The following is a 7,596-nucleotide window of genomic DNA, read 5'->3' as shown; positions in this document are numbered from 1 at the left end:
AAAGGGCGACCCTACAGGCTGCGTCCCTCCGCTCTGCTCCGGGCAACCTGCGGTGCTCGGTCAGGGGGCGCCACCGCAGAACTCACTGCGCTGCTTCGCAGCTCCGTTCGGACAACTGCGGTGAGTCAGAGCACGAAGTGCATGTGTCCTGCGGCACACGCACGCGCCCCCTGCCCTGCGCTCCTCGGCGCATCCTGAAGGGAACCCCGGGGAACGGACATCCACACGGGCCATCGCTTCGCTGCGCTGCGCTCGGCCTGGCTTTCGCAGCGCGAGGCGCTTGCGCCCGCGAAGGCGGGGCCGAGCGCAGCAATGGCCCGAAGGGCTGTTCGGCTGTCCCACCCCTGCTGGCTGCGCCTGCGGCGGGGCGGTTGCGGGGTGGCACGGGCGTCGCAGCGCCCGTGCTTCGTCAACTGACTCGCCGCGGTTGTCCGAGCGGCGCTGCGAAGCAGCAAAGCGAGTTCCGCGGCGCACCCCGCAACCGCCCCGCCGCAGGTTTGCCCCGGAGCGCAGCGCAGGGGTCGCAGACTGGGGGTCGCCTTCTCTTTGGTGACTTTCTCTTGGCGAAGCAAGAGAAAGTTACCGCGCCGCCGGGCGCGCATCCCGGCTCCCGCCCTCCGCAAAGGCATGCCGCCCCTCAGCGAGCTTGCGAGCAGCGCCCAGGTGTCGACAAGCCCAGCCCGGACGGTGAATGAAGTGCCGAAGGCTCAGACGAACCCGTCCGCGTTATCGCAACAAGCCGCTATTCTTTAAATAGCTACCCGCGCTTGCCTATCAAGCGCTACAAGGCGAAAAGGCTCAGAACGCAAGTGCAGCGCAAGCGTCGGGTTACGCCCTGGCGGGCTAACCCGACCTACGGCGCGACCACGCTGCAGTTGGATCGGCGCTTTTACCGGAAGACCACCAGCCCGCTTCGCGGTCCTCGCTGCTCACGCAGCGGCCTGATTTCAGCTCTTGCTGAAATCAGCTTTTCTCTTTTTGCGAAAACGCTGGCCTGCTACGCAGTCCACGCCGCTGCGCGGCTCACCAGATTTCAGCTCTTGCTGAAATCTGGTTTGCGTTTTTCCATAAACGCCGAGAACGCTTCTCGCGCCGCCGGCTCGCGCAGCATGCGCCCAAAGCTCACGCCTTCTTCCGCGATCACCTCCAGCACCTTCGCCTGCTGCCCGCCCTTCATCAACCGCTTGGTCTCGATCAGCGACGACAGCGGCTTGGCTGCCAGCTTCCTGGCCTGCGCCTGGGCATAGGCGTTGCACTCGGTGGGCGGCACCACGCGGTTCACCAGGCCCACCTCCAGGGCTGCTTCGGCCATGAACGGCTCGCCCAGCAGCAGCGCCTCGGCCGCGCGGTGGTAGCCCAGCATTTGCGGCACCAGCAGGCTCGACCCAGCCTCGGGGCACAGGCCCAGGTTCACGAATGGCATGGAGAACGCCGCGTTGTCGCCGGCATAGACCAGGTCGCAATGGAACAGCATGGTGGTGCCGATGCCCACGGCCGGGCCGCACACGGCGGCGATCACGGGCTTGGGGAAGGTGGCGATGGCGCGCAGGAAGCGGAACACCGGGGAATCCTGCGTGGCGGGCGGCTGCTGCAGAAAGTCGCCGATGTCGTTGCCCGCGCTGAAGATGGCCACGTCGCCCTGGAACACCACCACGCGCACGCCGGCGTCGGCCTGCGCGGCCTCCAGCGCGTCGGCCATGGCGGCGTACATGTCGCGGGTGATGGAGTTCTTCTTGTCCACGCGGTTGAAGGTGACGGTGGCGACACCGGCTTCGGTGTGGACCAGGACGTCGGAGGTCGTCGTCGTGCTCATGGTGCGGTTATTCCTTGTAGTAAACGATTTGGTGGCTGGTGGCCAGCAGGGTACCGGCCTCATTCCACAGCTGCACGGTCTGGTCGAAGAAGCCGTTGCGGAACTCCTGCCCACGGGCTTGTCCGAGGAGGAAGCCGGTGCCCGTGGCCTGTAGTTGGGCGGCCGTGGCGTGGAAGTACACGGTGATGGACACCGTGCCCGCCGGCACCTGACGCGCCCGGCGCAGCCACACGCGCGGGAAGAACACATCGGCCAAGGCGGCCAGCGCGACAAAGTCGAGCGGCCGGGGCGGCGCGTCGCGCATCCACAGCTGCGTGAGGCTGTGGTCGCCACTGCCGTCCCAGTTGCGCGGGATGAAGCCCGTCACGGGGCGCATCTCGTACCGGTTGAGCCACTCCACGGCGCCCATGGGTGCGACGATGGCCTTGTGCTCCACGGCGGGCGGCACCTCGGGCATGGGCATGTCGCCCACGCTCCAGGTCTCGCGGCGCACGGCCGTCACCGCCGTGGCGGTGGTGGTGACCACCGGGGCGCCGTCGGCATCGGCCTGCAGGATCGACAGCGTCCAGTGCTGGGTAGAGCGGTTGGTGCGCACCGGTGTGGCCTGCACCGTGAACGGCCCGGCGCTCAACGCGCCCGCGTAGTTGACGGTGAGCGACAGCGGGTCGCCCAGCCGGTCGGGGTGCTGCAAGACGGCCTGCAGCAGCGTGGCGGCAGTGATGCCGCCAAAGGGGCCCACCATGTTCCAGTAGCCTGGGTGCGTCTGGCCTTGGTACTGGTCAGCAGCCCCCTGCGCAGGAGCCAGCTGCACCGCCTCGTCCAGCGGATGCCGGGGGGAGGACGAAGAAGGATTGGAAGAGGAAGTCATGCCGCAAGTGTGCCGCGAAACGGCCGCTCAGGCCGTCGTACCGGAGACTTCCTGGCGGGCCGCCTGGGTACCGCCGCCCAGGGCGGCCAGGGCCGCCGCCGCCCGCGGCCACAGGCTCTGGCGGAACTGGTCGCGAAAAAACCCGAAGTGCCCGATGCGCCGCACCTGCAAGTCGGCTGGGGTGATGCTCTCCACCCGGCGCTCGGTGTTGGCGTACAGGTTGACGAGGTTGTGCGTGCCGCGCAGGGTCATCAGTTCGTCGTCGGCCATGGACAGCGCCAGCACCGGGAACCGCACGGCCCCATAGCTCTGCGCCACCGCAGGCCCTTCAGCGCCGACGCTGTACGCCGGGTGCAGGCACCAGCGCCGCCACTGCAGGATCACGCCCGCGGGCAGGTCGCCCACCTTCTTGAGCGTGCGCCCCGGAAAGTACCCGCACAGCCGCGTGGCCAGCGGCACCAGCACCCACCAGAAGTACGGAACGATGCGCTTGAGCTGCGGCGCGTTGTCGCGCCAGTAGCCGCTGCCTGCGGCCACGCTGAGCAGGCCCGCCACCTGCTCGGGCTTTTTCAGCAAGCCCGGCAACTGCGCGCCCAGGCTATGGCCCAGCAGGTACAGCGGTTGGGATGGCAGAGCGGCCTTGGCGACGGAGATCACGGCCTCGTAGTCCGCGGCCCAGTCGAAAAGGTCCGCCTTCACATCGCGCAGCGCGCCCTGCAGCGAATCCCCATGGCCGCGGTAGTCGAAGGTGGTGACGCGAAAGCCCTGCTGCGCCAGCCACTGCGCGAAGGTCTCGTAGAAGGATTGGCGCACGCCCATCGCGCCGCCGATGACGACGCTGGCGCGCGCATGGCCCTCGGGTTCGTAGACACGCAGCGCCAAAGACACGGCGCCGTTCACCTGCAAGGTTTGCTTGTCCATCGCTTGTCTCCTTGGTTCGAAACCGATCTGCGCCGGCTTGAATTCGGAACGACCCCCTGAGCGACTTCGTCGCCTCCGCAGCTTGGCGGCCCTTGCGCGGCTGCTGGGCTAGGTCGCGCCAGTCTCAACCGCCACGCAATAACGCGTAGGTCGGGTTAGCGCAGCGTAACCCGACGCCAACGCTGCGCACCTTGTGGGCGTCGCGTCGGGTTACGCCCTTGCGGGCTAACCCGACCTACGGGCTAGGTCGCGCCAGCCTCAACCGCTGCGCGCTAGCCCATCACAGTGCTTCAATAATTCCAGCAGCACCTTGTCCCGTGCCCACGCACATCGTGACCATGCCGTACTTCAGCTTGTGGCGACGCAGTGCGTGCACCACGGTCGCGGCGCGGATGGCACCGGTCGCCCCCAGCGGGTGGCCCAGCGCAATCGCGCCGCCCATCGGGTTCACGTTGGCAGGGTTCAGGCCCAGCGTATTGATCACGGCGAGCGACTGGGCCGCAAACGCTTCGTTCAGCTCGTACCAGCCAATGTCATCGCTCTTCAGGCCCGCATACCGCAGCGCCGCAGGAATCGCCTCGATGGGGCCAATGCCCATGATCTCGGGCGGCACGCCGCGCGCGGCGTAGCTCACAAAGCGCGCCAGGGGCGTCAGGCCAAACTGCTTCACCGCCTTCTCACTGGCGACGATGAGGGCGCCCGCGCCATCGCTGGTCTGCGAGCTGTTGCCCGCCGTGACGCTGCCGCGTGCGGCAAACACGGGCTTGAGCTTGGCCAGGCCTTCCAGGGACGTGTCGGGGCGTGGGCCCTCGTCCAGGTTCACGGTGCGGCGCTTTTCCACCACTTCGCCGGTGGCAAGGTTGGGCGAACGCTCCACGATCTCGATGGGCGTGATCTCGTCGGTGAACTCACCGGCCTTCTGCGCCTTGAGGGCGCGCAGGTGGGATTCGAGCGCGAACGCGTCCTGCGCCTCGCGGCTCACCTTCCACTGTTGCGCCACCTTTTCTGCGGTCAGGCCCATGCCGTAGGCGATGCCCACGTTCTCGTCCTTGGCGAAGATCTCGGCATTGAACGAGGGCTTGTTGCCGCCCATGGGCACGAGGCTCATGGACTCGGCGCCGCCGGCGATCAGCACGTCGGCCTCGCCCACGCGGATGCGGTCCGCCGCCATCTGCAGCGCAGTGATGCCCGATGCGCAAAAGCGGTTCACCGTCACGCCGCCCACGGGGTGATCAAAGGCCAGGCCCATGGCAATGCGGGCCATGTTCATGCCCTGCTCGCCCTCGGGGAAGGAGCAGCCGATGATGGCGTCTTCAATCGCCTTGGGGTCCAGCATGGGGACCTGGGTCATGGCGCTCTTGACCGCGGCGACCAGCAGGTCGTCAGGCCGGGTGTTCTTGAAATAGCCGCGGCCCGAGCGCCCGATGGGCGTGCGCGTGGCGGCGACGATGTAGGCGTCCTGGACTTGTTTCTGGGCCATGGTGTTGCAACTCCTTCAATTCTTCGGAACGGGGCGGCTGGAAGGAACCCAGGCCCACGTAAATACACATTCGACCGGTTCCGCACCGGCTTCGTCGGTCACGGCGACCGCCACCTGCACCTCGCCCTTGTCGCTGGCTTGCATGGCCGCGCGCTGCTCGGCGGTGAGCGTGGCCACAGCCTTGAGGCCGCCCGTGGCGCGCTTCTTGAACGCCATGCTGAACTCCTTGGCCAGCGGCAGGCAGTCGTCGCGCACGTTCATGCCCACCACCATGCCGGTGGCCGTCTCGGCCAGCAGGTTCATGGCCGACGCATGCACGCCGCCGATGTGGTTGCGCACGCGGTGCTCGTTGGCCAGATGCACCTCCACGCGCTCGGGCGTGAGCGACACGAACTTCACCCCGGCCGTGCCAGTGAAGGGCACGGCCCGGCGCAGGATGATGTTCTGCACGAAGCCGCGCAGGAAGGCGGGCGCCTCGTCCAGGCGCATCAGCGAGCGCTGGAGTTTGTTGGGGGCTGGGCTCGTCATGGTGACGCCGGTCAGTTGCGAACGGGCTTGCCAGTCGAAAGCATGCCCAGGATGCGCTCGTGCGTCTTGGGCTGGGCGATCAGGTGGCAGAACGCCTTGCGCTCCAGCGTGAGCAGGTATTCCTCGCTCACCATCGAGCCCGCATCCACATCGCCGCCGCAGACCACCTCGGCGATCATCGCGGCAATCTTGAAGTCGTAGGCGCTGATGAAGCCGCCGTCACGCATGTTCACCAGCTGCGCCTTGATGGTGGCGAGGCCGCTGCGGCCCGCCACGGGGAACAGGCGCTTGTGCGGCGCGCGCCAGCCGCTGGCGGCCATGGACTTGGCCTCGTTGATGGCCACGAACAGCAGCTCGTCCTTGTGGGGCACGATCACGTCGCTGTCCAGCAGGTAGCCCAGCTTGCGCGATTCGAGCGCGCTGGTGCCCACCTTGGCCATGGCCGCGGCGGTGAAGCCTTCGGTCAGGAAGGGCAGGATGTCCTTGCTGGTCGAGGCCGCCATGTTCTCGGCCGCACGGCGCGCGATGTAGGTCAGGCCGCCCGCGCCGGGCACCAGGCCCACGCCCACTTCCACCAGGCCGATGTAGCTTTCCATGTGCGCCACGCGCTTGGCAGAGTGCACGGCCAGCTCGCAACCACCGCCCAGCGCCATGCCGTGGATGGCCGCCACCACCGGCACCTGCGCGTAGCGGATGCGCAGCATCAGGTTCTGCAGCTCCTGCTCCACGCTTTCAATCGCGTCGGGGCCGCCCACCACAAAGGCGGGCATGGTGGCTTCCAGGTCGGCGCCCACGCTGAAGGGCGCGTCGCCGGACCAGATGACCATGCCCTGGTATTCGTTCTCGGCCAGTTCTACGGCCTCCATCAGGGCTTCCATCACCTCGGGGCTGATGGCGTGCATCTTGTTCTTGATGCTGGCGATGAGGACCTGGCCATCCAGCGTCCAGGTGCGCAGCGCCTTGGACTCGGCAAGGGTCGTGCCGGCCGTGCGCCAGTCGGGCAGGCTGGTCTCGCCCAGCAGCGGCTCGGGGAAGATCTGGCGCTCGTACACGGGCAACTGGCGGCGGGGCACAAACTTGCCTTGCGAGGCGCTCCACGAACCTTGCGCGGTGTGCACGCCACCGGCTTCGGCCACAGGGCCCTTGAAGACCCACTCGGGCAGCGGCGCCTTGCACAGCGCCTTGCCGGCGTCGATGTCTTCCTGGATCATCTTGGCCACGTCGAGCCAGCCGGCTTCTTGCCACAGCTCGAACGGGCCCTGCTTCATGCCAAAGCCCCAGCGCATGGCCTGGTCCACGTCGCGGGCGTTGTCGGCGATGGTGGCCAGGTGCACGGCGGCGTAGTGGAAGCTGTTGCGCAGGATGGCCCAGAGGAACTGGCCGGGCGCGCCTTCGGCGTTGCGCAGCAGACGCAGGCGCTCGGCGGCGGGCTTCTTGAGCATGCGGGCGTACACCTCGTCGGCCTTCTGGCCGGCGGGCACGTACTCTTCGCTTTCCAGCTCAAAGCGCATCACGTCGCGGCCGACTTTCTTGTAGAAGCCGGCCTTGGCCTTCTGGCCCAGGTTGCCCAGCTCCAGCAGCTTCTTCAGCACGGCGGGCGTGCCAAAGCTTTCATAAAACGGATCGGTCTCGATGCTCAGGTTGTCCTGCAGCGTCTTGATGACGTGGGCCATGGTGTCCAGGCCCACCACGTCGGCGGTGCGGAAGGTGCCGCTCGATGCGCGGCCGAGCTTCTTGCCCGTGAGGTCGTCCACCACGTCAAAGGTCAGGCCGAAGTTCTCGACCTCTTTCATCGTGGCCAGCATGCCGGCGATGCCCACGCGGTTGGCCACGAAGTTGGGGGTATCGTGCGCGCGCACCACGCCCTTGCCCAGGCCGCTGGTGACGAAGGCTTCGAGCTGGTCCAGCACTTCGGGCTGCGTGGTGGGGGTGTTGATCAGCTCCACCAGCGTCATGTAGCGCGGAGGATTGAAGAAGTGGATCCCG

Annotated in this window: 6 protein-coding genes; all 6 read right to left on the bottom strand. The window is 67.5% G+C overall.

Annotation, left to right across the window (positions count from 1 at the left end):
- Positions 1 to 1,033 precede the first annotated feature (1,033 nt).
- On the bottom strand, positions 1,034 to 1,813 hold the full coding sequence (locus tag LWW96_RS19220) for an enoyl-CoA hydratase (RefSeq protein WP_291489467.1): 780 nt from the start codon (positions 1,811 to 1,813) through the stop codon (positions 1,034 to 1,036).
- Between the two features lie 7 nt (positions 1,814 to 1,820).
- Positions 1,821 to 2,681, bottom strand: a complete 861-nt coding sequence (locus LWW96_RS19215; protein WP_291489466.1) for a thioesterase family protein — start codon at positions 2,679 to 2,681, stop codon at positions 1,821 to 1,823.
- Positions 2,682 to 2,708: 27 nt separating this feature from the next.
- Complete coding sequence (locus tag LWW96_RS19210; protein ID WP_291489465.1) at positions 2,709 to 3,602, bottom strand: alpha/beta fold hydrolase; 894 nt, start codon at positions 3,600 to 3,602, stop codon at positions 2,709 to 2,711.
- A gap of 280 nt (positions 3,603 to 3,882) precedes the next feature.
- Positions 3,883 to 5,082: an acetyl-CoA C-acyltransferase gene (locus LWW96_RS19205; protein WP_291489464.1), complete on the bottom strand. Its 1,200-nt coding sequence runs from the start codon at positions 5,080 to 5,082 to the stop codon at positions 3,883 to 3,885.
- A gap of 15 nt (positions 5,083 to 5,097) precedes the next feature.
- Positions 5,098 to 5,610, bottom strand: a complete 513-nt coding sequence (locus tag LWW96_RS19200; RefSeq protein WP_291489463.1) for a DUF4442 domain-containing protein — start codon at positions 5,608 to 5,610, stop codon at positions 5,098 to 5,100.
- Between the two features lie 11 nt (positions 5,611 to 5,621).
- A partial coding sequence (locus tag LWW96_RS19195; protein ID WP_291489462.1) for a 3-hydroxyacyl-CoA dehydrogenase/enoyl-CoA hydratase family protein occupies positions 5,622 to 7,596 on the bottom strand: 1,975 nt, incomplete at its 5' end.

The organism is Acidovorax sp., from assembly GCF_021287135.1.
Classification (GTDB): Bacteria; Pseudomonadota; Gammaproteobacteria; order Burkholderiales; family Burkholderiaceae_C; genus Acidovorax.
The sequence above is the reverse complement of the archived record's forward strand: the minus strand, read 5'-3'. Positions and strand labels throughout refer to the sequence as shown.

Bases quoted from the DNA above. Each gene is read 5' to 3' on its own strand.
- LWW96_RS19215 (WP_291489466.1), bottom strand. From the start codon at position 2,681: ATGACTTCCTCTTCCAATCCTTCTTCGTCCTCCCCCCGGCATCCGCTG.
- LWW96_RS19210 (WP_291489465.1), bottom strand. From the start codon at position 3,602: ATGGACAAGCAAACCTTGCAGGTGAACGGCGCCGTGTCTTTGGCGCTG.
- LWW96_RS19200 (WP_291489463.1), bottom strand. From the start codon at position 5,610: ATGACGAGCCCAGCCCCCAACAAACTCCAGCGCTCGCTGATGCGCCTG.
- LWW96_RS19220 (WP_291489467.1), bottom strand. From the start codon at position 1,813: ATGAGCACGACGACGACCTCCGACGTCCTGGTCCACACCGAAGCCGGT.
- LWW96_RS19205 (WP_291489464.1), bottom strand. From the start codon at position 5,082: ATGGCCCAGAAACAAGTCCAGGACGCCTACATCGTCGCCGCCACGCGC.